We start from the raw sequence: 23,557 nt of genomic DNA on the forward strand, positions 1-23,557 counted from the left end.
CAAGCCGGGTGGCAAGGTCGCGCGCATCGCAGAGGCAAGGCTTGCCAGCCGGGGGGCGGCGCGGGTTTACTGGGCATACGCCGAAGGAGATCTCCGACATGCGCCATTCCATCCTGATCCCGCTCGCGCTTGCCCTGTTGGCCGCCTGCGGGACGCGCAGCGTGCCGCCGGTGACGGTGGCGGATGGCGAGCGGCTCTCTTTTATCGAGACGCCCCGCTTCGAGGATCTGGACCCGCACGACTGGGTGGCCGGGGCGCCGCATCACTATCCGGTGCATGGTATCGACGTCGCCCGCTACCAGGGCGCGATCGACTGGCCGCAGGTGCGGCGGTCGGGGGTCAGCTTCGCCTATCTCAAGGCCACCGAGGGCGGCGACGTGGTCGACCCGATGTTTGCCGACAACCGGCGCGGGGCGGCGCGCGCGGGGGTGCGGCAGGGCGCCTATCACTATTTCTACTTCTGCCGACCGGCGGCGGAACAGGCGCGCTGGTTCATCCGCAACGTTCCCAGGGACGCCTCCGCCCTGCCCCATGTGCTGGACATGGAGTGGAACCACCGCTCGCCCACCTGCCGCACCCGGCCCGATGGCGCGACGGTGCGGGCGGAGGCACGGCGCTTCCTCGACATCCTGGAGCGCCACTATGGGCGGCGGCCCATCGTCTATACCACGCCCGATTTCTACCGCGAGACCGGCATCGGCAAGCTGGCTGGAACCGAGTTCTGGCTGCGCTCGGTCGCGGGGCATCCGCGCGAGGTCTACCCGGGCGCGCGCTGGACGTTCTGGCAGTATACCGGGACCGGGGTGGTGCCGGGCGTCTCGGGGCCGGTCGACATCAACGTCTTTGCCGGCTCGCCCGAGAGCTGGCGGGCCTGGTCGGGGCCGCTCTGACGATTGCGCGCGGGCGTTCGGGCTGGCAAGACAGGGCCGGAACAGCTGCCTGCGGAGGAACGGATGCCGGAGAGGGCCGAATGGATCGCCGTCGACTGGGGGACCAGCGCGCTGCGGATCTGGGCGATGCGCGGGAGCGAGGTTCTCGCCGAGACGCGCGGCAGCGAGGGCATGGGCCAGCTTGCGCCCGAGGACTACGAGGCCGTGCTGCTGCGCCATGCCGAGCGCTACCTTGCAGGTGATCGCGTGACCGAGGTGCTGGTCTGCGGCATGGCCGGGGCGCGCACCGGCTGGCGCGAGGCGCCCTATCGCGCGGTGCCCTGCACCCCGGCGGGCGAAGGCGCGGTGAAGGTGCCGGTGCGGGACGAGCGCCTGAAGGTGCGCATCCTGCCTGGGCTGAGCCAGGCCCGCCCGGTCGACGTGATGCGCGGCGAGGAGACGCAGATTGCCGGCTTCCTCGCCGGGCGGCCCCGCTTCGACGGGGTGATCTGCCTGCCGGGCACCCATACGAAATGGGTGCAGATCAGTGCCGGCGAGGTGGTGAGTTTCCGCACCTTCATGACCGGCGAGCTGTTCGCGCTGCTGGCGGGGCAATCGGTGCTGCGCCTCTCGGTCGCCAGCGACGGCCATGACGCCGACGCCTTCCGCGATGCGGTAGGCGATGCGATCTCGCGCCCCGAGTCGCTCGGCGCGGCGTTGTTCTCGCTGCGGGCGGGGTCGCTGCTGGAGGGGCTGGACCCGGTGGTCGCGCGGGCGCGTCTCTCGGGGTTGCTGATCGGGCTGGAGCTGGCCGGGGCGCGGCCCTGGTGGCTGGGGGCCGAGGTGGTGCTGATCGGTTCGGCCGCCGTGGCCGAGCCCTACCGCGAGGCGCTGGCGGCGCAGGGGCTGGCCGCCGAGCTGGTCTCGGGCGAACGCATGGCGCTGGCGGGGCTGATCGCGGCGCGGGAGGTCATGGCATGAGCCGGGCGATCATCGCGATCCTGCGTGGCGTGCGCCCCGAGGAGGTCGAAGACATCGGCGCGGTGCTGATCGCGGCGGGAATCGACCGCATCGAGGTGCCGTTGAACTCGCCCCGTCCCTATGACTCGATCGCCCGGCTGGCGCGGCGGTTCGGCGATGCCGCGCTGATCGGCGCGGGCACGGTGCTGGAGCCGGAACAGGTGGCCGAGGTACAGGCCGCCGGTGGGCGGCTGGTGGTCTCGCCCGACATGAATCCCGAGGTGATCCGTGCGACCAAGGCGGCGGGGATGTTGTCGTATCCCGGCGTGATGACGCCGTCAGAGTGCTTCGCCGCCCTGCGCGCCGGGGCGGACGGGCTGAAGCTCTTCCCCGGTTCGCTGATCGGCCCCGCCGGATTGGCCGCTCTGCGCGCGGTGCTGCCCGAGGGCACCGAAGTGCTGGCCGTGGGCGGCGCGGCGCGGGGCAATTTCGCCGAATGGTTCGCGGCCGGGGCCAGCGGGTTCGGCATCGGCACCGCGCTCTACCGGCCAGGAGACAGCGCGGCGACGGTTGGCGAAAAGGCCGTCTCGGTGATCGCGGCCTTTGACGCGAGTTGTCCCGCGGCTGACTGAGCGCGGGCGGGCTTCCACCAGGACACGTACATGAAGAAAATGCGGCAACACACTGTTCAAGCGGTGTTTTGCAGTCTCTGGATTGCGACGCCGGGAGGAAGGATCACCCACTGAAGGGAGAAGTGGCGCGGTTGACGGGGCTCGAACCCGCGACCCCCGGCGTGACAGGCCGGTACTCTAACCGACTGAGCTACAACCGCGCGATGAGGGCGGAATAGGCTATGCCCCGGGTGGCGTCAAGCGCCTTTGGAACACAGTCTGAACAGAGGGCAAATTCCACCATGGCATGCACATGATAACCCGGAACGGAGGCCCTGGAAAAACGGTCATTACGATTGTTGGGATGTCTGCGCCGGGAGAGGTATCTACCGACCGAGGGGAGAAGTGGCGCGGTTGACGGGGCTCGAACCCGCGACCCCCGGCGTGACAGGCCGGTACTCTAACCGACTGAGCTACAACCGCGCGATGAGGGCGAGATAGGCTATGGCCCAAGTGGCGTCAAGCGCCTTTTGGCAGGAATTTCCAACCTTTTTCAGATGCCCCCGGATGGGGGCGATGATCGTCATGGCTGGCAGGCGGTTGGGGCCAACCGCCGCTTGGCCGGCGAGACCTTGTGTAGGAGGCTTTGCCGAACCCCTCCCGCCTTGATCCCCCGACGGATCGGGTTGATGCTCCGTTTCAAGGGCCGTGGGCGGAACGTCAGGCTTCGGGAACCGTGCCGAAGACAGTTGGTGGCGCGGGCTGCCGATCAGGGCATGTCGCAGTCCTCGTTTCCTGCGATTGCCGCCTGAGACGCAGTCAGCACTGCCCAAGTGCTCAGCTTTGCGCGAAGTTGCAGACTGCAATCTGTTAATAATTCACTTGCGAAGAATCGAACATGGCCACAACTTGGTTACGTTTCGACCGTGGGGGTATTCATGAAACTGATTATTGCGCTCTTCGCGCTCCTTTTTGCTTCGTCCGCGCAAGCTGCACCGGTTCAATTCAACAAGGAACTCTTGAACGTACAGGCCAGATTAGAAAGCGTAACCTATTATCTTTGGCGAGGCACAGACCTAGAGTCGGGAGAATACATCCCAGGCGTTGGAGCAATCACATTTTTATCCGACAGCGTACCCAGCTATGCCGCCAGTAACTGGACAGGCTTTTGGGGCACACGGTCGCTCGCCGCCACGATATCCATCGAAGCGGTAGGCCGGGACTATCGGCTCAGGTTCGTCACGCCGGGGAACTCCTCGTTCAGCTATTCGATCTTGGGCTTCGGCGTACTGACAAGGCATGACGGCACGCTTTTTTCGGACATTATGAATGAATCCGCGACCGCAGTAATCGAACTTGAATACAATCCCAGGACGGGCGGGAAACTTACCATTGCGCACGACTATGAAGTTGGCTGGGTATTCGATGGGGTCGAATACTACGGGGTCGGTGCCGATTACAATTTCGCCCTGGTCCGCCCGGTTCCGATCCCGGCAAGCGGTGTCTTGCTTGCCTGCGGGCTTGCAACCCTTCTGCTTCGTCGCCGCCACAGGCAACGGTAGGCGACGGATTTCCCCGATCATTTGCGCCCGGCGGCCGTGATTTGAACACCGAATCTGTATGGTCATAATCGCTCGTCCGCACCCGCCGGGCATGAATACCCGGTTCGCCAGCGAAACAAGGCGGCTCCGGCTTGGACATAAGAGGTCTGCATGTGGGAAAGATGGCGCACCCGACAGGATTCGAACCTGTGACCTCTGCCTTCGGAGGGCGATCCCAAGCCCTTGATGATGAAAGGTTTTTTCATCTTATCAATAGCTTAGTTGTCGCCGTATGTCGCTCTTTGTCGCCCGAATCGGCTACCGAGTGTCCCATATTTGTCCCAAGGGACATCAGTCCTGGGGCAGCCAATCAAGCTCCGCCTCGATGCGAGTGCGATAGGGGGTCCTGACCTTCGGCGGCGCGCGCCGGACATACTCCTCGGCCTTGACACGCGCTTCACCGTCGAGCGCCTTCAGATGCTCAAGGACGACGTCAGCGCTCGGAAAGTCATGGTTCTTTTCTGTTGCAGGAGACTTCGGCGGGAGTCCCGTCCAGACGACGCCATCGAGCTTCCTCCCTATCGCCCACGCTTCGATGATCTCACCACCAAAGTGATCCGACCGGTCGCCAGGTGACCAATATGCCGCGTTGCGTGTCGACGGTAACCGCTCGCGCGTCTTGAGCGCTGAACGAGCCGCTTCAACATCAGGAACATCAAGCTCCGCCCAAAGACAGGTGCAGGGAGTGCCGCTCTCACAGACAACAAGTGTGATGTGCCGTTCGCCTGATTGCCGCGCGAATTCAAGTGGCAGGACAGGCCCATCGGCCTGCCAGCCACCTTTGATAGGCAAGTCTCCGGGGTTCCAGATCAACGATCCCCAACCCAGACAAACGATCATCGGCCGCTCCGTCGCAAAGCATGGACCTAGTGTGTAACCAATGCCCCACTGGTTTCCAGAGCCGACTCGTTCGTAAGGCCGGTGACACCGAGCAAGGTCGCGACTGCAGTGAAGTTGCTGCCGTTCGCAGTACCGTCCTGATCAATAGCAAGGGTGCTGTCGGTGCCGACGTCCGTGATCAGAACGAAGTCGGTAAGGACGTCCGTGCCAAACGTGTAGTAGCCATCAAGGATGTCCGAGATGTCGATGATGTCGCCATCACCTTCACTGAAATCGGAGATCACATCAACATCGTTAAACGCGCTTGCCGCCTCAAGGGCGAACGTATCCGCTCCACTGCCGCCAAGCAGCGTATCGAGACCGTCCTCGCCGTAGAGCGCGTCATCGCCAGTGCCGCCATGAAGCAGGTCGTCGCCATCGCCGCCATACAGCGTATCGGCATCAGCTCCGCCATGAACGGCGTCAGCACCCGCACCTGCGTTCACGGTGTCGGTCCCGGCCTTGCCAACGATCGTGTCTGCGCCGGATGTGCCGTTTAAGGTTTCGCCGCTTGTTGTCCCCCACTGCCAAGAAGCATATGATGGAAGGTCGGCTTGGAACCCGTCTTCGAAGCGAATGATCTCCACTTCATTTGTAGCGCTCTGACGGAAATAGTTCATGGTTATCTCGTCAACGCCAGAACTGAACACTAGCTTTATGTGATAGGTACTATAATTTGAAATGCTGACATCGCTGACGGTATAATTCTCGATGTGAAGTGTGTCAGTGCCACCCGTGTCACTCACCGTGTCCAACCCCGAGGTATAATATACAATATCGTCGCCACCACGCCCGTAAATTATATCGTTCCCTGCATAAGGCCTAAATACTCCGTTTGAACTGTCACTATTGTCCAAGACGTTGTTCCCGGAAGTTCCCCAAGTCTCGTATGAAATAGCCCCTAAGTCCCAGACCGTTGTATCGGAGAATTCTGCATACTCAATGAGTCTGGATGATATATCGAAGAAGTCAGGCACAATCGTCTTGTTGCCGAGATGATCAACGACGACAAGATCATCTGCGTTAGAGCCAGTGCCATAGGCTGACTGCCGATACATTGTGATATTTTCGGGCAACCAATCTTCCCAAAACACAATCGTATCAGTACCGCCGGTGTCGATGAAGATGTCCTGCCCCACTGAGAACACATAGGTATCGTCTCCAAGTAGACCTTGTAAGGTGTCGTTGCCAGCCATACCATTCAGAACGTCGTTCGCAGAGACGCCGCTTGAGATACCACTCAAGTTATCATTTCCATCGCCTCCACGCTGCTCAATACTCAAGGAAGAAAAGAGAACAGAACTTGAGCTCTCCTCGAGATATATTTCTTCGACGCGGTAGCTGGACGACTGGAAAAACTTATCTATTTCGACCTGACCTAATCCAGCGGCAAACACTAATAGATCAACGCCGCTTTTAGTGAACGTAAGATCATTGATGGTATACCCCACGGGAATTACGAGTGTATCTATATCGGTGCCGGATTCGTTGATAGTGTCAAAACCTGGACTGAAGATGTATCGATCTGCCCCCGCGGCCCCCTGCAGAACATCGTTTCCAGAACCACCATCAAGTATGTCGTCACCCGTGAAGCCTCGCAAACGGTCGTTCCCCGCAAAGCCGTACATCGTGTCTTCTACGTAGTTCGAACCGTCTATGAAATCATCGCCATCTGTTCCCAACACGGATATTTCTGAGATCGCGGTAAGGTCGAGTGTTGTTGAATTCGAAAATTGGATGGTTTCAATCCGAAAAGTCGTCCCATAAAAGAACTCATTTACCTCGATCGTCCCCAATCCATCAACAGAAATTAGGAGATTGTCTTGATTGATACGCGCGAGAGAAATATCCGCCGAAGTGATCCCGGTGGGCATTAGGATGACATCAGTTCCTGCGCCCGCCCACTCTGAATACCAGTCGTTACCCGACGTGTAAACGTATGTATCGTTTCCGTTCCCACCTATAGCAATATCATCACCTGTGCCGGAATCAAGCAGGTCCGCATCGTCTCCGCCAACAAGATGGTCACTACCTCCCTCCCCGTAGAGAGTGTCGGAACCGACGCCACCATCCAATTCGTCGTTACCCGTACCGCCATAGATTGTATCGTCGCCGCCGTGGCCTTCTACAATGTCATTGCCGCCCTCAGCGTAGATGGTGTCGTTACCTCCGTCCGCGTATACATGATCAGCACCGTTGTCTCCTGTGATTGTCTCACCGACGTTCGTTCCGTAAATGCTCTCTGGCTCTAGGCCGTTAACTGCCAGATAGGCAAGCTCCGTCCATGTAAGTAGGCTTGAGGAAGCAGCCACAGCATCTCCCAACCACGTATTTTCGTCAGTTGAAAGATTATCGAGCCCGGCCGTAAATTCCAGAAATTCCGCGACAGCGATCCAGTATGCCTCGGTGTCCGTGGCATTGTCAGCAAAAGCGGTGAGGCTCGCAATCGCCGACGAGGAAAGGGACATTGTCCCGCTCACTTCGCCCGCATAAAGGTCGTATGTCACATTGCTGGCAAAGAGTGAGTGCGCACCGGATTGGACCAAGATCGCAGCTTTCAGATGACCAAAGATGCTAAGCCAGGCCGCATGAAGTGTGGCTGACTGTTGTAACTGGGGCGTAACTTGTGTTTGAGACCACGCCTGAGCGAAGTAGACCTCCATAAAGGCCAAGCTTCGGCTATCGAGCACGCCGCCGTAAACACTCGGGGAGCTATCTGTCACTCCCGCCCACTCGTACAAGATTTCAGAGACTGCGTTGTCGAGAGCGCTTGGGTCCTCCCAGGCATCAAATCCCCAACCCGTCGTCAAGTCAGCGACTAGGTCCAGTAGGTCCTCGTTCACGCTCATCGCGATGTGTAGAGCGGCAACTTCGCCGAAACCCCGCAAGGTCGGCAGAAAGATCGCATCCACATCCAACGTGTAGTCGGCAGCGTAGGTGGTGTTCACGTTGTCGTGGACAAACCACGCATCGACGATCGCCGCAGTGGTGTTGTTTTCATAGCGGAAAGTGCTCGTATGGCTTATCGGGTTGCCGCTGATGGTAGTCGTGCTTGCCGTCACACCAGCCAAGTCGATGCTGACGATGTCCAGAGAAGCAAGCGTGACCAGTTCCTCCGCCTGCGATGTTGCGTCACCGTTCACATCCTGCCAGATCAGCAGTTCGTCCCAGGCATCGTCATACTGGTTGATGATGAGGTCACCGTTGCTGTCCAGCAGCGCTAACTTGGCGAAACCATCAACCGTCGGGCTACCGAAGAGCTCCGTCACATCATCGATGGACCCGTTCTCATTCACGTCCCTAACGAGAAAGCCATCATCTGACGAGACCCAAGCTGTCTGTTCGGCAAATCCGTCCCCGTCGATATCGAAGAAAGTAGTAGTCGTGGCGGCGCTAAAGGTCGTTAGCTCGACCCCATCACCGTCTAGGTCGAGCACCAGCGGAGAAACAATGTCTTTTGCCCCACCAAAAAGCGGAAGCGGACCATCAAGCCAACCAGGAAGCCCAAATCTCGGCGCTTCCGGAACCCACTTATCAAGATAAGGCTTGATCGCGTCAGCGAAATCCTGCGGATCAACCAGGCCGTCGAACAAGTCATCGAGATAATTTTCGCCGTATTCAAGAACCTTACCAAGGAACCAACTATAGTCACTTTGAAGCTGTCCTGAGTGCAGTTGCTCAGCAAGCTTCCAAGCTTGATCGAATGCAAAGTAAGCCGATCCTGCAAAAAGAAGACCACCAGAGGCTTGAACAAATTTGCTTCCAAAGAACGATAACTTAGATCCGGAGACAGGACCATATAAACCGTCTGCCAATGCTTTCGCAAAACCCTCCATTCCAACTTGACCAATCTTCGCCGCCTGGAATGTGATACCAAAGCCAGCCATATCATGCGCGACACCAACCCAGTCTTGATCGAGAGCCTCGAGCGCCACCTGAGATGCCACACCAACCACTGCGCCCTTAAGCGCCCACTTCGAGGCAGCTCGAGAAAAATCACTGAATGCTGACTGTGCCTGAGCCGTAAGAGGAGGATTGTTTGCCGTAGCGGCTGCACCGAAATCATCGACTATCTCTGCCATATTCTTTGTGGATAGCATCTTAGACAAATCGTAGGCGCCGGCTCCACCTAATGTAATCATGAAGTCATTAACGACCGTATTTGCGGTATCAACTACGTCAGGTAAGTAAAGTTGTGCTGCCGTACCTGTCTCCGACATGCGATCCAATATCCAAGGGGATGCAGCTCCTCCATTGGAGTTAAAGTAGCTTTCGATCTCAGTCGCTAAAGCGCTCTCAGACCCATACTCATCGTCAAGCTCAGCAACATAAGCATCATACAACTCAATATAGTCTAATTCTGAAAACCCACTCATTAAAGAATCCCCTAAACATACTCAAACAAAACGAAGATAAGAACTGCTGCTCCAGCGAAGTAGACGAAGCGCCCTTCGAAAACACCCCAAGAGACCATTACGAGAACTACCAGCGTGTTCCAAATTGTGACGAAATATGATACGGCCAGTGAAGCAACAACGGCTGAGAGGGTGCCCAGAACCAACTGATCCAACTTGGCGCATATGGCTGCAAAAAGAATTCCGCTGATAACTCCGACTATTGTGAGTTCGAGTGACCAGCGGTTACTCTTAGAAGAAACGACTGTCTGGATACTTTCTAGCTTTTTCCTTATTAGCATCCCTATAGGCAACCACATCATCAAGCATAGGCTCGCAGCACTTCCTAATGTGGGCAGCGCGCCAAATACAAGAAATGTAGTAATCGAAAGAAAGCATAACGTGAAGTTCATAGAGAATAATTGCGAGACGACTTTTGAAAGTTCGTCTTCAGTGACAAAAGGGGCGTAAAGTATGCTCGTCGCTCTGCGCAATATGAAAATTTTCTTTTATTTAATCTCGAAATATAATGAACGATTCAAATATCATGTCAATTGTCAAAAAGGTTTTGTGCTGCATCACATGCAAGATCGACCCTATGGCAGATCATCTCGGTTATAGCCCTTCTTTCTCGATCTATTGGTCTTGTAATTGTGCCGCTCTTGATAGCCGCTCGTATCTGTCGGTGAGTCATTACCATCATCTGAGTCCGATCGATCAACACCTTCTACGAAGTCCCCAGCATTATTGAATTCCACCTGCAGGTTGCCACGCTCGAACGCACGCCGTTGTGGCGTCTCGTCCTGATGTAGCTGATGATCCGTACCTGAATTCTCCAACGACAGCGCCCGATCGTCCCGCTCCAACGCCGCGATCTTGCGCTCCATCGCCATTGCTTCCCGCTGCTCGATTCTCGCCAGGAAACGCTCTTTCCGCTCCGTCAACTTCTTCTCGCGCTCATGGCGCCGCACCAGCGCTTCGCCCTCGCGCGTGTGCCGTTCCAGCGGATCGAGGCCGGTCAGCTTCTGCAACGGGGCAAGGATGCTGCGCAGCGCCGGTGTCTTACCGATCAGATCGGCAACGGCACGGCGCGCGCGGAAGAGCAGCCCTGACTTCTCCCTGGCCTGGGCAGCATGAAGCGCCATGCGCTCCTGCTGCTGGCGGATCAGCAGTTCCTGCGTCTGACCACGCAGCGTCGCCCGCCGCCGCTCATGCTGACGCTGCAGCTCGCGCGCGATTTCCTTACGACGGCGAACTATTGCGCCATCATCAACGTCGCCGCTATCACCTTCGCCTTGCTGCTGCGACTGATTCCGCTGCCGCTCGTGGATCAGCTCCTTGGCCGCATCCACATCCGGCAGATCATCGAGCTCGATGGCAGCGAGCTTCGCCTTGATGTCCTTCGCCTTGTGGCCTTTGACGTAGCGCGTGAGGCTGTGCACATCGCACTGCTCATCGACAACGACAAAGGCGCGGCGGTCACCGCGCGCAAGGACATAGCCCTGGTCGGACAGCGCAGCACGGAACGCCTCGGCAGTATCAGACTGCTCATAGGCTTGCGTGATGGCATCGCGGCGCTCGTCGGGCGTGATGCCGGACTTCTCGGCCTGGGCTTTTTCAGCGAGCGAGGGTTCGAGCTTGTCTTTCTCGAAGGTGCGGGAATTCTCCTCCCACGCCTTCAGACCCGGCGGCAGCTCCAGCCCGAATTTCCGGGCAAGCTGCACCGCGCAGTCCATCAGCCGTGAGCGGTCGTGCGAGAGATGAACCGCCTTCATGCGGTCGACATCGATGCGCGACCAGACGACATGACAATGCTCGCGGCCGATGCCCTGCCCGTCGGGTTTGACGTGAAAGACAACAGCGCGCGGCTGCCCCTGCAGGCCGAGCCGTTCCTCGATCAGCGCGATCGCCTCGCCGTACTGCTCTCGGGTCAGCGGCGACGGCGGATTGATCGACAGGCTGTAGAGGTATTTCGAGGCTTTGGTGCCGGAGGCAACGGCCTCGAATTCGGCGAAGGCCCCGAACAGATCATCGGCGACCGCGCCGTGAATTTCTGCGATCTCGACGCGTTCGTTGTCGTAGGAATTCATGAGATGGACGGCAAGATCGCTGCCGTTGCCGCGCTGGCTGCCCTTGAGGATCATGGCAGCCTGCCAAGCGCCTCGAAGAGCGCGGCGCGCATGTCGGCAAGATCGCGATGGGCGGCATCGATGATGGCAGCACACTGCACCGCATCGCTCTGGTCAGCGGCGGCGCGCAACGCGCCCGCGACCTGACCGAGCTTGCCGATCATCTGCGCAGCGGCCTCGCGGTCGAGCGGCGGTATGCGGGATGATTTTGGCGGATGCTGGTGCAGAACGGCAAAGCGGATAAGCGCAGCCACAGAAACGCCGGTGCGGGCGGCCTGGTCCCTGATCAGGGCGGCCTCCGCATCGTTAAAGCGCGCCTTCAGGCTGATCGCGCGCTGGCGTTTCTCGCTGCCGCTTTTGCTCATGTCGTCCTTCTTTCTGCGCCATGCACGAAGCGGCAGCTTGCGGCATGGCCCGGTCCCAAACGGGCCGGAGCGGGTTTCCAAGGGGCGCGCCCCTCGGTGCTGATGGAACGGGCAAACGTTCCGCGATGGTTCAGGAGAGCGCCGTCTCCTGATCGTCCTCCAGCGGCGAAACGGTGGTCTATGGGGGCAACCGGAAACCTCACGCAGCGGCGTGAATTTCCGGATTGCGGGGAGAGAGACATCTCCCCTCGCCATCGTTTGTAGCTGTCAGCTGAGAAGGTGGCGCAGCAGCGCGGTCGCAGCCAAGGTCATGAACTGGTCACAGTGAACTGACGGCATGGCGGAGGAGCGCGCTGCGATCGTCTTTTCAGGGCTCGATGCCCGGCAAAAGACGATGACCTGGGGGATGCAACGGGGGGCGGAGCACACCCTTGCCAAGATGGCGCGGGGACCCCGCGCACATCTTGTATTCGCCCTTAAGCTTCTCTTTCACCAGTATGCGGCATGGGGATTAAGGAAACCTTAACCATTACGCGCAAACCGGCTCTCAGAGCCAGCTTACACTGCCCTAATTTTGCGGCTGGGTCAAATTCCCCGACCGGATTTATCCTCTCCGGCCCGTCAATTAGACCGCCAAATTATGCGGAGCGCTCCTGTTCCAGGAAGCGCGCTTCTGCTTCTGTGATATAGTCGGCAAGTTCCTCGTCGACGTCACATTCAATGGCGATCAGGCTCGGCCAGCGTCCGGCCCGATCAGGGAAAAAGCCTGCCCGATAGTGCTCCACCAGAGCACGGGTCAGCTTCAGATTATTGGTGCCGACGGCGATGTGCAGGGCAGTCAGACCCGTCGGCGCATCGACCATGTCGACCTCGGCACCGGCAGCGAGCGCGGCCAACACCTTGTCGGTGTCCCCACGATAGGTGCAGGCGAGCAGATCGTCATCATCGTAGCGCTGCCGGTCGGCCAGCTTCGGACGACCCTGCGCATCGACCTCAATCCACAGCACCGACGCCCCTCCCGGATTCGATCATAACGCGTTCGCTCGTTATGCAGGTGCCGTTATCGCCTTCGACACGGAACAGGGCCTGTGTAACGTGCCCGTGCAGATAGGTGCCCCTGTACTGCGGCGGCGAAGACAGACGTTCCAGCCAGTAGCTGCGCGGCAGACCGGTGAGAGTTTCCCGCATCGCGATCAGGATCAAAGCACCTGCGCGCACCAGCACGCCTTCGAAGTTGTAGCGCAGCTCCGGCACGATGCCGCCGCGCTGCTCGTGCGCTTTCATGTAGCGCTCGGCAGGCACTTCACTGACGGTGAGCACGTAGTCTGCCTGCTCCCCGTCCTTGCCTTCGACAGGGACATAGCTGCCGATCAGCGGCGCATAGACAGACGCATCGATCTCCGCCCCTGACCAGAAGCCTGCCATCGCGCCGCCGAGATCGGCAAGCGGATCGCGCTCTTCGGCCAGCATGAAGCCTTCGCGCTCCAGAAACTGCGCACACTGCGTGACATAGGCATCGCCCGTCCGATGTTTGCCGCGCAGGAACCGTTGCAAGGTCGAGAGCGGCATCTCGCGCTGTCGTGGATCACGGTCGATGACCAGCGCGCAGAGCGTCGGCACACCGATGCGATGGGCGCGCATATAGCCCTGCAGCGCGGCGCGGACACGCGCGCGCTCTTCCTCGCTGACCGTGATGAGACCGCCGGTCTCGTTCATGCGCGCGTCTCCGCAATAAGCGCGGCGCAGCGTGACCAGTCCTTGCTCAGGAATTCCGCGCGGGCGGACGGCAGGTTTGTGGGCAGCGCAATGCGCCGGCGCGAGCCGGACCAGAATAGCAAGGACGCCCGCAAATGGAAGCGATCAGACCGGACTATGTCGCCTATGCGATTATAATCATCGTGGCGCTGGTGCTGCTGTGCTGGCGCTTCGAGAACAACAGCAAGATCACGCATGGCGCGGCTGCCTGGTGCCGTGTGTTCACCGCCTTCCGCAAGGGGCTGTTCAAGAAGCGCGGCCTGTATGTCGGTGATTGGACCGGCCGTCTGGCCGTCCACTATCAGGGCGCGCACGCGATCACTTTCGGCATGACCGGCTGCGGCAAGGGCACGGCAGCGATCCTGCCGAACCTGCTGAAGCTCAAGCGCGCCTTTGTCGTCGATCCCGGCGGCGAGAACGCCGCCACGGCGATCAAGGCGTGGCGCAAGGACCGGCTTGAGATCGCCTGCATCAATCCGTTTGCGATGCACACGGACAAGCCCTGGGTGCTGCCGGTGCACGGCTTCAATCCGCTGGCGCTGCTTGATGCAAACAGCGCGACCTTTGCGGCCGATGCCCTGCTGTTCGCAGAGATGCTAACCCCGCGCACGGGCAAGGAAAGCGGCAGCTCCGGCTACTTCAAAGACGCGGCAACGAGCGCCAAGCGGGCAATGCTTGTCCATATCAAGACAGCAGAACCGGCGCACCGTCAGAACATCGCGACGCTCTATGAATACGCCTATGCGGGCATCGCCAATTGGAACGCGCTGCTGCGCGCCATGAAAGCCAATCCGGCCTGCGGCCATCTGGCGAAATTCGAAGCTGATAAACTTTCGCGCATCGAGGCTACGGCGCCCGAAGAGTTCTCGGCGATCATGTCGACGATCCAGCAGGACCTCGCCTTCCTTGCCGATCCGCTCGTGCGGCAAAACCTGTCGCGGAATGATGTCGAATTCCGGAAGTTGAAGGCGCGCGGCAATTCCGTAAAGGGCTGCATCATCAGCGTCGTCATGCCGCTGGAATATATCGAGAGCCATGCGGCGATCACGCGGCTGGCGATGGCCTGCGCGATCCTCACATTGCAGCGCGAGCCCTATGCGCCCGAACCGGTGACCTTCCTGATCGATGAAGCGGCGGCGCTCGGCAAGATCGCGCGGCTGCCGAACTGGCTGGCGACGCTGCGCAAGTACAAGGTCCGTGTCTGGACGATCTGGCAGAATATCGGCCAGGTGGTCGAGCTCTACGGCGCGAACTGGCAGACGATCATCAGCAACTGCGCGCTGATGCAGATACTCGGCGTCAGCGACCTGCAGACAGCGCAGTACACGCGCGACATGATCGGCCAGAGCACGGTCGCGACTGAGACCGTGAATGCGCGCGGCGAGCGGTCGGTGTCGCATACCGCGCGGCCGCTGCTGATGGCTGAAGAACTGCTGCGCACCAAAGACGATGTGCAGATCGTGCTGCTGGGCAATCTGTGGCCAATGAAACTCAAGAAGGTCGCGTACTGGAACCGGCCCGCGCTGCAAGGCCGCTACCATCCGGGTCCGTTCTATGACGGCAAGATGCCAAAGCGCAGCCCGTTCAACGGCATCAGCTCATTCTGGGGGCGGCTCTATTACGCGCTCGTCTGCCTTATGGCCCCGCACCCGCTAGTCGCGCTGACGATGACCGGACTGATGCTCATCTACGGCCTTCCCTACCTGCAGGATGCCGGACTGATCGGCGGTGCAAAATGATCTGGCTGCTGATTGGCTGGGTGCTGATCTCGATGATCTTTGCCGAGATCGCCCCGATCCTGCTGACGGGGATCGGCTATCTGCTCTGGTTCATCGTGCTCGTGATCTGGACGGCACTCAAAACGATGATGCGCCTGCCGGTGCTGATCATCGTGCTGCCGTTCCGGCTGGTGGCGGACGGGCTTCTGTTCGTCCGACTCCTGGCCAACGAGATGCGCCGCAGCGAAGCTGATGATCAGCACGATGATGATGACGTTCATCGGCATCATCAGTCCGATGACCATCAAGCCGACGATGACGGCGATGATGATCATGAATTCGCGATGCGGCTGCTCGGCCTCGAAGCGGGCTATAGCGACGACGCCCTGAGCAAGGCATATCGCCAGGCCATCGCGGCGGCGCATCCCGATGCCCCCGGCGGCAGTGAAGAAGCGGCCAAGCAGATCAATGCCGCGCGCGATGTTCTGAAGAAATCGCGCCGCCGCATGTGACCAGTCTGTGCTCAGGACGCGGGGTGACCCGCGTCCGTAAGCTCTTCCCATCAGAACAAAATCTTCCGGTGGAAGGAGCCCGACATGAAACGCAGCAAACCCGATTACGCCCGGATGAGCGATCCCGAGCATAACCCGCAATGGCGGCGACGTTGGACGGAACCGCCACTGCCGACCTTCCCGCCGATGAAGAACAGGATCGTCAGCTGGCGCAGCAACCAGAACGAAACCCCGAACAAGAAGGCACGATGACCATGTTGCCTGCCATCATCAGACCGACCAAGACCACGGCGCTGACGCGCGCCGTGGCAGCCTTCAAGGCGCAGCGCCGCCCCGTGCATATCGGCATGATCATCGATGCCACCGGCAGCCGTGAACACAGCTGGGAACAGGCCCAGACCGCTCAGCTGCGGATGTTCAAGGACCTCGCCGGCCTGAAAGCGCTGCAGCTGAGGCTGCTGGAATTCGGGGGCGGCAAGCTGAGCGATTATGGCTGGCAGTCTGATGCGCTGCAGGTCGCGAAGAAGATGGCAGCGGTGCGCTGCCGCCAGGGCCTGACGCAGTTCATCCCGGCGCTCGAAGCTTTCGCGAAGGACGAGACAAAGGCCGACGCGCTGATCCTGATCGGCGACGCGTTCGAAGAGTGCAGCACCGCCGTGCTGATGCCGTCATGGAACCTGCGCGATCGCGGCACCCGCGTCTTCTGCTTCCACGAAGGCGACGATCCGGTCGCGCGGAGTGCCTTCAATGCCATCGCCGAAACCACCGGCGGCCGGTCGATCAAACTGGGCGATCAGCTGCCGCTGGCAGACCTCTGCAGCGGGGCGGCGCTGCTGGCCGCAGGCGGGAAGGATGCGCTCAAGCGCCTGCCCAATGCCAAGGCGCGGCAACTGCTGCTGCCGCCGCCCAAACCCTGAAAGGAGAGACCATGACCAATCCCAAAATCCCGAATGAACGGGAACGCGAACGCCAGCGCGAGCTGCGTGAGCAATTCATCGAAGACCCCGGCGGCGGCGTCTGGCACGTCGATGATTTTCCCGCCGAAGACGGCCACCCCGAAACCAAAGATGATGAAAGGAATGTGAAATGAAAAGACTGACCAAAGCCCGCGAGCGTGGTTTGTACCCCATTCCGGAGCCGATGACCTATCACAACCAGAGCCGCGTCGAGATCACCGTGTCCGTGAATGAAGACGTGTATGACTTTCTTGCCGCGAATATCCAGCCAACGAATACCTTCTGGAGCATCGAGACAATCGTAAATGAAGCGCTCGACACTATCGTCGGCAAAAAGGTCGGCATCAATCACATGGTGGACATTGCGCAGCTGCGGCGCTCCCGCCCTGAAACCATCATGTTCGGCAAGATCAGCGGTGCGGCCGAAAGAAAGGCCATGATGGACTTGTTCGAAGCCTGCTGGGCACTCGCTGTCCATCTCACCAGCGAAGACAAGGGCGATAGCAAGCTGCCGATCCGCAATCTGCTCGCGATGCTGAGCCTGGCGATGCACGACCAGCGTGAACTGGCGGCAGAACTCGCGCGCACGCCTGTCTATGACAACGAAGACCTCAAGCTTCTGGAAATGGGACAGAAAGTAGCCCCGCGTTGGTTCTGGTGTGAAAAGGCAAACAAGACGTTTCCATCCTAGCTAAGGAGTAAATATGACGAACCACATCATCATTGACCCGGGCGGGGGCGTATCGCAGGAGCGTGCGCCCCGCCTGCAAGACAGGTCCGATGCGGAATTACAGGACCTGATAGCTGAAGCGGGCGCGCTGCTCGCAGAGCGCGCGGCCAAGCGCAAGCAGGACGCGATTGAACAGATTCAGCGCCTTGCCAAAGAGCAAGGCCTGAACGTGAAGATCGACAAGCCGAAACGGCGCCGCGGGCGTCCGCCGAAAGCCAAGCCCGCAAATAGCTGACAGGGACGCGGTCACCCGCGTCCCTGTTTTTCGCGAAGGGCGCTTACGCGCCCTCCTCTTCGATCACTTCCCCATCTTCATCGCGGGGTTCGCGAAGGACGATGCGACCGCCACCGGCGGGAAGCAGTTCGAGCTGCAGCGTCAGTCCGCGGGCGTCTTCGTGGTCCCAGGCTGCGCCGATGCGGGTCCAGAATTTCTTCTTGCCGCGTTCGCTGACATGGTAGGCGATCAGGCTCGGCGGTGTGGTTTCACGAGCTTCGGTGCGGCGGGTGTTTTTGTTACGAGTCGTCATGGTATTCTCCTTTTCGGTTGATGTTTTCCTCGATACGCCTTCCGTCCAACGGGGCGGCAAAGCCGGCGGGTCAATGGACAACACGGCCTTTCGCCAAGGCTTCAGGCCGCAGGCGGGAGGGTGGTGCGGGCAGCCATTGACCGGACGGCGCGCCCCGTCAGGTTTGGCGTGACCTTCGAGGGAAACAGCAGCGAAAGGGGAAACGGCGACAGCAGTGACGCGCACCCTGCCGCTTGCCCGTCAAAACCCAATCGCTGCCGGCCCGCCGCAACAGATGAGACCGGCATTCCGAAATTCTGGACACGGCGCGACCGTCGGCACAGACGTCCGTCGTCGCTCGCAGCGGGCTCACCGCCCTGGCGCGTGAGAAACCTTCAGTGAGATTAATGAAGATGGGGAGCTGATCGAAGAAGTGAAAACGTTGCAGCACCGAAAGACTAGCGGCCAAGCTCCCGTCCCGGATCGTTGTCATGTGATCTTTCGGCTTTGTCTCGCGCCTTTCGGGCGCGAACGCGAGCGGCTGCGCGCAGAAGGAACGCGTGTTCGTCGAACGCCTGCTTGGGAGCCAATTGCTGTTCGTGCGGCCCGATAAAGCGGCCCTGATCATACGAATAAGGAATACGCTCTGACGTTTCGTCGGAGTCCTGCGGGAGTTTATCTTTCAGCTTGTCGTTCTCGGCGTCCATAATTGTCTGCTCCTCAATGAGTCATTTTACCATCGCGGAGGCCAAGAACGCAAAATTAGGGAAACTGGCCGGAGGACAGAGCCTCCGGCCGGAATGGTCACCACCACGAGTCATAGTAGACCGTGTAGCCGTCGACGATCGCCTGACGGGCCTTGGCGATAAAAGCAAGATCGTCATCGCACTCACTGCCGTCCGAGTCGCCGAAGAAGAAACCGGCGGTATCGGGTAGCTCCTTCGCATGGATCGCTTTCTCCAAGCGGTCCAGATCGAAGGCGGTCAGAACCACACCGACGCAGTTGAAACAGTCGGCGCTACCGCCCTTGTCGAAGTAGAGCTGCTCCATCCAGCCGTGCAGGTCGGGATGCTTGCGCCAGTAGTGGATTTCGGTGGATTCGGTGACCGTAAAATCGACCTCGGTGTCGAGCTTTTCGGCAGTGATTTTTGCGTACATATCAAGTCCCATCGTCTTTTCCTTTCGTTGCGGGTTACGTCCTGATGGACGCGCCCGAAAAAGGCGGCGGGGACAGCGCGGCGGTCATGGCCAACACGGCCCGAAGGGGCGGTGCGGGCAGGCCATTGACGGCAGTGCGACCGCTGCCACGGTCGCGGCAATCCAGATGGACGAAACCCGTCGATGGAAAGCGAGGCAGGGGGCAGATGCACCGCAATGATCATCGGCGCAAAACGGGGTCGCAACGTCGGTATCAGGAACGAGGAAGAAGAAAGGGCGCCGAAGCGCCCTCTCGTTAGAACAGTGAATACTGGCGGGCGGCATCCTCCTGCCGCTTCCACGCAGGATGGCTCGCAGCCTGCTCGATAGCATCCAGCATAAAGGCAACGGGACCACCGGCGGCATGAATGTCCGCGTCCGCGATGAAGTGTGAGCGGTAGCCTGTCTCGGTGATCGGCAGCACGGCCCTTGCGGGCTCGATGCTTTCGACTTCGAGATGGGCGAGCTGGTAGCCGTAGACCTCCGACAAATCCATCCAGTTCGGCGCGTAACGGATTTCGATCATGATGCCGCGCCAGTCCACGCGGAAATGTTCGCAGCTGCTCATAGCGCACCTCCTGCGAACGCGGCCTGTGCGAGCGCATCCGGCCGCTCGGTGATACCGGCGGCATTCCAGGCCGCGCGGGCATAGATCGAGATGGTGTGTTTCGGGGTGAAGTGAAGATCGCGCTCGACCGGCAGGCCGAGACAGCCCTTCACCTCTTCCAGTTCAGAAATCCGCACCGTACCGAGCTCCGGGAAGCCAAGGCCGAGATCGCAGAGGCCGAAGGCGATATCGTTGTCTTCGGGGTCGAGTTCGGTCAGCAGCCAGGTGCAACCGGCGTCGGGCGTGAAGAGCTTGACGACGGGCAGGAAGTCGGGCGCGTCCTCACCGGCTTCGTCGGCGGTAAAACGCAGGCGACCGTTGCGCAGAAGCTGGTCGCGGATGGATTGGGTCAAGAGTTTCATGTTCGTCTCCTTTGTTCGGGGTTTTACTCAAGACGCGGAGACGACAGGCCGAACGGACAAGCCGACCGGTCACACGGGCAACCCGGTCCTGCGCCAGGGGGCAGGAGTGGTGCGGGCAGCCCGTTGACCGGACGGCGCGTTCGGCCAGACAAAGCGTCAAAGATTGAGGAAACCGGGCAAGGGGAGCGGCATCAGAAATCACCCCGACCCACCACTGCCCTTCCCGCAACGAAGCGGATCAGCGATAAGCAGACATGCGCGTCCTGTTCATCTGTTCCAGCAATTTGATCAGAAGCCCGACGGCGGAACGGCACTTCGCTAACCACCCCGGTATCGAAACGCTGTCCGCCGGTATCGGCGCCGACGCGCTCCGGCCCCTGACCGCCGAGCTGATAGACTGGGCAGACCTGATCCTGACGATGGAAGAAGGCTACGCCGACCATGTGCGCGAGCGCTTCGCAGACGCCCTCGGCGACACGCCGATGGCCAGCCTCGACGTGCCGGACAAGTTCAGACGCGACGCACCGGAGCTGATCGCGCTGCTCGAACAGCAGTGCGCAGGATGGATTTCCGGCACAGGCCAGCAGGTCCGATAGTCACTGTATCCAATCCGCACATGCTTTAAAGAGCATGCTATGGGCGATAATGCGCCCTTTAAGGTATGGACCTTGACAAACCGACTTTGTCAGCGTATGCTTTAAAAAGCAGTCAAAAAAAGATAAGAAGCGCTTTAAAGCAGATGGCAAAGAAGAATCTACTCATTGAGGCCCCGCCCTACGAGGTCGAACAGGCGATCAGCCGCCTGGGCAAGAACCTGCGCACTGCGCGGCTCCGCCGCAACATGACCATCGAGCAGGTCGCCGAGAAGATCGGCACCGGCCCCCGCGCCGTCATGGATGCCGAGAAGGGCAAGCTGAGCACGGGGATCGCCGTCTATACCGCCCTGCTCTGGACATACGATCTGCTGCGCCCATTCCGCGACCTTGCAGACCCGCTGGGCGACAGCGAAGGCCTGGCCCTGGACCAACTCGACAGCCGCACGCGCGCCCGTACCGGCAAGGGGCTAGACAATGACTTCTAGGTTCGGCGCAACGGAGTGCTTCGTCTACATCATGCTGCCCGGCACGACTGAATTCGTGACGGCGGGCCGCTTCGTGCTGGAACCGGACCGTGACGGGACGCCCGTGGGCCGTTTCGTCTACGGCAAGAGCTACCTTTCCAACCACGATGCTGTGCCGATCGACCCGCTGGAGCTCAAGCTGGCAACGACCACCTATCAGACAACGGCACTCAAGGGCGTGTTCGGCGCTTTGCGCGATGCCGGTCCGGACTATTGGGGGCGCCGGGTCATCGAAAAACACGCGGGTCTGCCCCAGCTCGGCGAGATCGACTACCTGCTTTATGCACCGGATGACCGCGCGGGCGCATTGGGCTTCGGGCTCGGCCCCAAGCCCCCCGCCCCGCAGCGCCGCTTCAACAGGACGCTCGATCTGAACAAGCTGATCGGCATCGCCGATGCGATCATCGCCAATGAAGATGTGCCGGACGAACCGGAGACAGGACAGGTCCATGATCTGATGCTGGTCGGCACGTCGATGGGCGGCGCGCGCCCGAAAGCCGTTGTCGAGGACGAAGACGGACTCTGGATCGCAAAATTCAACAGGCCGGATGACAAGTGGAACTATGCCCGCGTCGAGCACGCGATGCTGGAACTCGCCAGAGCCTGCGGCATCCATACCGCGCAAAGCCGGATCACGACGGTCGGCGACCGCGATGTGCTGCTGGTCAAGCGCTTCGACCGCGAGCGCACAGAGAAAGGATATCTGCGCACCCGCATGATGAGCGGGCTGACGATCCTGCGCACGGAGGACACGCATCAGCACCGCGACCGCTGGTCATATGTGCTGCTGGCAGAAGAACTGCGCCGCATCAGCGCCCGCCCCAAAGAGGATGCCGCCGAACTGTTCAGGCGCATGGTCTTCAACGCGCTGATCTCGAACACCGACGATCACCCCCGCAACCATGCGGCCATCGCCCATGACAAGGACTGGAAGCTGTCACCGGCCTACGACCTGACGCCCTCGATGCCGGTCAGCATCGAGCGGCGCGACCTTGCCATGACCTGCGGCGATCTCGGCCGCTATGCCAACGCGACGAACATCCTGTCGCAGTGCGCGCGTTTTCACCTCCAGCGCGAGGAAGCGGAAGCGATCATCGATGGCATGGAAGAGCAGGTAAAGGCGACCTGGTACGAGACCGCCCGCCGCGAGGGCGTCACCGATCAGGATTGCGCAATCATCAAATCCGCCTTCGCCTATCCGGGATTCCGGCTGGACATTCAGCAAGCCTGAGAGATGCTCCTAACTTTCTCGCACCTGCGATGCGCGAAAGTCAGAAAGCGGTCGCCCTGACAATCAAGGCGACCGCAGGAAGCGGCCTCACTCGGCCGCTTCGAGTTGCACGGCAGGCTGCAGCTGGTGCAGGAAATCAGCCGCACGCTGCGCATGAGCGGCAGCGGCGAAGATGGCGCGCTTGTCATCGCGCAGCACTTTCAGCCAGGAGTCGATATAGGCGGCATGATCCTGACGGTCTTCGAGATTCAGCCCGAGATCGGCGGACAGGAACGCCGCGCCCAGTTCGGCAACGAGCTCTTCCTTGGCATAGCCGACATCGCCGAAGCGCTGCTGCTCGAAGCTCCGGTCGAGCCGTGACGGGTGGCGAGTCCAATGGATGCTCTCATGGGCGAGCGTGGCGTAGTAGCCCTGCGCATCGAAGAAGGCCTCGAACATAGGCATCTGGATGTGGTCGGATGCCGGACGGTAGAAGGCGGCATTGCCGCCGTTCAGGATGCGCGCACCGGTGGAAGCGAAGAATGCCTCGGCACGGGCATCACGCTCGTCGGGATTCACGGTGCCGTCGGCGATGGCGTAGTAGTGCACGGGCAGGTCTTCGATCTGGTCGACGTTGAAGACGGTGTAGCCTTTCATGAAGGGGATGGTGACATCGAGCTCGTCGCCGGACTTCTCGTCCAGTTCGGTGCGCTGGATGGTGTTGGCGTAGACGACGGGAGAGCCCTTCTCGCCCTTGCGGACATGGCCACCAAGCTCGCGGGCCTGCCGGAAGGTCATCCAGATCGGGGCGGCAAAGCTGCGCTCCATGGCCGAAGCCCAGAGGGTCAGGATGTTGATGCCGCTGTAGGGCTCGCCGTTGAAGCGGAGCGGCCGCGTGACGGGACCGGCGGCATGGGTGGCTTTCCAGGGCTGGGTCCAGGGTTTCACGCCCTTCTCCAGATGGACGATTATCTGATCGGTGATGCGGCTGTAGATGTCCTGCCGCTGTGTGTCGTGGGGTAAGCGCCACGCCGATCCCCTCCTGCCGCGTTGAAGCTGGCTGTGCGAGTCCTGCT

At 60.3% G+C, this 23,557-nt stretch carries 25 protein-coding genes and 2 tRNA genes; 13 read left to right on the plus strand and 14 right to left on the minus strand.

Annotation, left to right across the window (positions count from 1 at the left end):
- Positions 1–98: 98 nt before the first annotated feature.
- The 3 genes from IE266_RS23140 to IE266_RS23150 all read left to right on the plus strand — a co-directional run bounded on the left by IE266_RS23140 (position 99) and on the right by IE266_RS23150 (position 2,461).
- The gene (locus IE266_RS23140; RefSeq protein WP_189682513.1) at positions 99–890 is read left to right on the plus strand and encodes a glycoside hydrolase family 25 protein; all 792 of its coding nucleotides are present in this window, start codon (positions 99–101) and stop codon (positions 888–890) included.
- A 63-nt stretch (positions 891–953) separates the two neighbouring features.
- Positions 954–1,850: a 2-dehydro-3-deoxygalactonokinase gene (locus IE266_RS23145; protein WP_189682514.1), complete on the plus strand. Its 897-nt coding sequence runs from the start codon at positions 954–956 to the stop codon at positions 1,848–1,850.
- On the plus strand, positions 1,847–2,461 hold the full coding sequence (locus tag IE266_RS23150) for a 2-dehydro-3-deoxy-6-phosphogalactonate aldolase (protein ID WP_189682515.1): 615 nt from the start codon (positions 1,847–1,849) through the stop codon (positions 2,459–2,461). Before IE266_RS23145 ends, IE266_RS23150 begins: the two co-directional genes overlap by 4 nt.
- Positions 2,462–2,584: 123 nt before the next feature.
- Here IE266_RS23150 and IE266_RS23155 read toward each other — a convergent pair.
- Positions 2,585–2,661, minus strand: a tRNA-Asp gene (locus IE266_RS23155).
- A gap of 185 nt (positions 2,662–2,846) precedes the next feature.
- A tRNA-Asp gene (locus tag IE266_RS23160) sits at positions 2,847–2,923 on the minus strand.
- A gap of 455 nt (positions 2,924–3,378) precedes the next feature.
- Between IE266_RS23160 and IE266_RS23165 the strand changes: the two genes are divergently transcribed.
- Positions 3,379–4,002, plus strand: a complete 624-nt coding sequence (locus IE266_RS23165; protein WP_189682516.1) for a hypothetical protein — start codon at positions 3,379–3,381, stop codon at positions 4,000–4,002.
- Between the two features lie 330 nt (positions 4,003–4,332).
- Here IE266_RS23165 and IE266_RS23170 read toward each other — a convergent pair whose 3' ends face one another.
- The 6 genes from IE266_RS23170 to IE266_RS23195 form a co-directional block, all read right to left on the minus strand.
- Positions 4,333–4,881, minus strand: coding sequence for a hypothetical protein (locus tag IE266_RS23170; RefSeq protein ID WP_189682517.1), 549 nt, complete (start codon positions 4,879–4,881; stop codon positions 4,333–4,335).
- A gap of 26 nt (positions 4,882–4,907) precedes the next feature.
- Positions 4,908–9,296 carry a calcium-binding protein gene (locus IE266_RS23175; RefSeq protein WP_189682518.1) on the minus strand — a complete coding sequence of 1,463 codons (4,389 nt, stop codon included), beginning with the start codon at positions 9,294–9,296 and terminating at the stop codon, positions 4,908–4,910.
- Between the two features lie 614 nt (positions 9,297–9,910).
- Positions 9,911–11,458, minus strand: a complete 1,548-nt coding sequence (locus IE266_RS23180; protein WP_189682519.1) for a relaxase/mobilization nuclease domain-containing protein — start codon at positions 11,456–11,458, stop codon at positions 9,911–9,913.
- Positions 11,455–11,808: a plasmid mobilization protein gene (locus IE266_RS23185; protein ID WP_189682520.1), complete on the minus strand. Its 354-nt coding sequence runs from the start codon at positions 11,806–11,808 to the stop codon at positions 11,455–11,457. The genes IE266_RS23180 and IE266_RS23185 overlap by 4 nt, the downstream gene beginning before the upstream one ends.
- 638 nt (positions 11,809–12,446) lie before the next feature.
- Positions 12,447–12,815 carry an ankyrin repeat domain-containing protein gene (locus IE266_RS23190; RefSeq protein ID WP_229864414.1) on the minus strand — a complete coding sequence of 123 codons (369 nt, stop codon included), beginning with the start codon at positions 12,813–12,815 and terminating at the stop codon, positions 12,447–12,449.
- The gene (locus tag IE266_RS23195) at positions 12,802–13,524 is read right to left on the minus strand and encodes a hypothetical protein (RefSeq protein ID WP_189682521.1); all 723 of its coding nucleotides are present in this window, start codon (positions 13,522–13,524) and stop codon (positions 12,802–12,804) included. Before IE266_RS23195 ends, IE266_RS23190 begins: the two co-directional genes overlap by 14 nt.
- A 134-nt stretch (positions 13,525–13,658) precedes the next feature.
- On the opposite strand from IE266_RS23195, the gene IE266_RS23200 reads away from it, so the two are divergent.
- The 6 genes from IE266_RS23200 (at position 13,659) to IE266_RS23225 (ending at position 17,714) form a co-directional block, all read left to right on the plus strand.
- Complete coding sequence (locus tag IE266_RS23200; protein WP_189682522.1) at positions 13,659–15,302, plus strand: type IV secretory system conjugative DNA transfer family protein; 1,644 nt, start codon at positions 13,659–13,661, stop codon at positions 15,300–15,302.
- Positions 15,299–15,793, plus strand: coding sequence for a J domain-containing protein (locus IE266_RS23205; RefSeq protein ID WP_189682523.1), 495 nt, complete (start codon positions 15,299–15,301; stop codon positions 15,791–15,793). The genes IE266_RS23200 and IE266_RS23205 overlap by 4 nt, the downstream gene beginning before the upstream one ends.
- Positions 15,794–15,933: 140 nt before the next feature.
- A complete protein-coding gene (locus IE266_RS23210) occupies positions 15,934–16,710 on the plus strand; it encodes a vWA domain-containing protein (protein ID WP_189682524.1) in 777 nt (258 codons plus the stop codon).
- An 11-nt stretch (positions 16,711–16,721) separates the two neighbouring features.
- On the plus strand, positions 16,722–16,883 hold the full coding sequence (locus IE266_RS23215; protein ID WP_189682525.1) for a hypothetical protein: 162 nt from the start codon (positions 16,722–16,724) through the stop codon (positions 16,881–16,883).
- The gene (locus IE266_RS23220; RefSeq protein WP_189682526.1) at positions 16,880–17,440 is read left to right on the plus strand and encodes a hypothetical protein; all 561 of its coding nucleotides are present in this window, start codon (positions 16,880–16,882) and stop codon (positions 17,438–17,440) included. Before IE266_RS23215 ends, IE266_RS23220 begins: the two co-directional genes overlap by 4 nt.
- Positions 17,441–17,453: 13 nt before the next feature.
- On the plus strand, positions 17,454–17,714 hold the full coding sequence (locus IE266_RS23225; protein ID WP_189682527.1) for a hypothetical protein: 261 nt from the start codon (positions 17,454–17,456) through the stop codon (positions 17,712–17,714).
- A gap of 43 nt (positions 17,715–17,757) precedes the next feature.
- Here the strand turns inward: IE266_RS23225 and IE266_RS23230 are convergent, their stop codons facing one another.
- From IE266_RS23230 to IE266_RS23250, 5 genes are all read right to left on the minus strand, one after another.
- Positions 17,758–18,006, minus strand: a complete 249-nt coding sequence (locus tag IE266_RS23230) for a hypothetical protein (protein WP_189682528.1) — start codon at positions 18,004–18,006, stop codon at positions 17,758–17,760.
- 437 nt (positions 18,007–18,443) lie between these two features.
- The gene (locus tag IE266_RS23235; RefSeq protein WP_189682529.1) at positions 18,444–18,692 is read right to left on the minus strand and encodes a hypothetical protein; all 249 of its coding nucleotides are present in this window, start codon (positions 18,690–18,692) and stop codon (positions 18,444–18,446) included.
- 97 nt (positions 18,693–18,789) lie between these two features.
- Positions 18,790–19,155, minus strand: a complete 366-nt coding sequence (locus tag IE266_RS23240) for a phosphoglycerate kinase (RefSeq protein WP_189682530.1) — start codon at positions 19,153–19,155, stop codon at positions 18,790–18,792.
- A 283-nt stretch (positions 19,156–19,438) separates the two neighbouring features.
- A complete protein-coding gene (locus IE266_RS23245) occupies positions 19,439–19,750 on the minus strand; it encodes a hypothetical protein (protein ID WP_189682531.1) in 312 nt (103 codons plus the stop codon).
- Positions 19,747–20,151, minus strand: a complete 405-nt coding sequence (locus IE266_RS23250) for a DUF2958 domain-containing protein (RefSeq protein ID WP_189682532.1) — start codon at positions 20,149–20,151, stop codon at positions 19,747–19,749. The genes IE266_RS23245 and IE266_RS23250 overlap by 4 nt, the downstream gene beginning before the upstream one ends.
- Before the next feature lie 254 nt (positions 20,152–20,405).
- Here IE266_RS23250 and IE266_RS23255 point away from each other — a divergent pair, with 254 nt between their 5' ends.
- The 3 genes from IE266_RS23255 to IE266_RS23265 all read left to right on the plus strand — a co-directional run bounded on the left by IE266_RS23255 (position 20,406) and on the right by IE266_RS23265 (position 22,502).
- Positions 20,406–20,747: a phosphotyrosine protein phosphatase gene (locus tag IE266_RS23255; RefSeq protein ID WP_189682533.1), complete on the plus strand. Its 342-nt coding sequence runs from the start codon at positions 20,406–20,408 to the stop codon at positions 20,745–20,747.
- A 143-nt stretch (positions 20,748–20,890) separates the two neighbouring features.
- Positions 20,891–21,232, plus strand: coding sequence for a helix-turn-helix domain-containing protein (locus IE266_RS23260; protein WP_189682534.1), 342 nt, complete (start codon positions 20,891–20,893; stop codon positions 21,230–21,232).
- 31 nt (positions 21,233–21,263) lie between these two features.
- Positions 21,264–22,502 (plus strand): type II toxin-antitoxin system HipA family toxin, encoded by a 1,239-nt coding sequence (locus IE266_RS23265; protein ID WP_229864415.1) that lies wholly within the window; start codon positions 21,264–21,266, stop codon positions 22,500–22,502.
- 87 nt (positions 22,503–22,589) lie between these two features.
- Here the strand turns inward: IE266_RS23265 and IE266_RS23270 are convergent, their stop codons facing one another.
- Positions 22,590–23,477, minus strand: a complete 888-nt coding sequence (locus tag IE266_RS23270; RefSeq protein WP_189682537.1) for an ArdC family protein — start codon at positions 23,475–23,477, stop codon at positions 22,590–22,592.
- Between the last annotated feature and the right edge of the window lie 80 nt (positions 23,478–23,557).

Source organism: Seohaeicola zhoushanensis (assembly GCF_014656415.1).
Lineage (GTDB): Bacteria > Pseudomonadota > Alphaproteobacteria > Rhodobacterales > Rhodobacteraceae > Seohaeicola_A > Seohaeicola_A zhoushanensis.